Consider the following 544-nt stretch of genomic DNA (forward strand, 5'->3'; position numbering starts at 1 on the left):
TGTAGATGTATGGACTCCCCTCCCTGAGAGGGATTATGGTGAAGTTGTCACACAAACCAAAAGAGAGTCCATACATGGAAAACTATACAGTGCTTGCTATCGACCTTGCAAAATTAGTCTTTCAGATAGTGAAAACAACAGGTTTCGGCAAGCTGGTTTATAACAAAAAAGTGAATCGTGAAAAGCTAAAAGAATTACTGCGTAAAGAACCTAAAGCGTTGGTGGTGATGGAAGCGTGCGGAGGCAGTCACTACTGGTGCCGTTACGCTCAATCGCTTGGTCATGAGGTAAAAGCCTTGCCAGCCCGTCGGGTAAAAGCGTTTCGCCAGGGTCAAAAAACCGATGCAAATGATGCATTAGCCATAGCTACTGCGGCGCGGCAGCCGAATATGAAACCAGCGAGAATTCTGACGACAGAAGAGCAGGGTTTGCAAGGAATTGAAAAGATGCGCCAGCTGTTAGTGGCCCATAAAACCGCGATGAGTAATCAGCTTCGTGGATTGCTGAATGAATTTGGTGTAGTGATTGCTAAAAGTGATGCAGC

1 protein-coding gene is annotated in these 544 nt (G+C 46.0%); it reads left to right on the forward strand.

The annotated features are described in order from the left end of the window. Positions 1-74: 74 nt before the first annotated feature. Positions 75-544, forward strand: a 470-nt coding sequence (locus EMM73_RS19865) for an IS110 family transposase (protein WP_186435314.1), incomplete at its 3' end; no start/stop codon positions are given.

Origin of the sequence: Rheinheimera sediminis, assembly GCF_004005375.1 — a bacterium.
GTDB lineage: Bacteria > Pseudomonadota > Gammaproteobacteria > Enterobacterales > Alteromonadaceae > Pararheinheimera.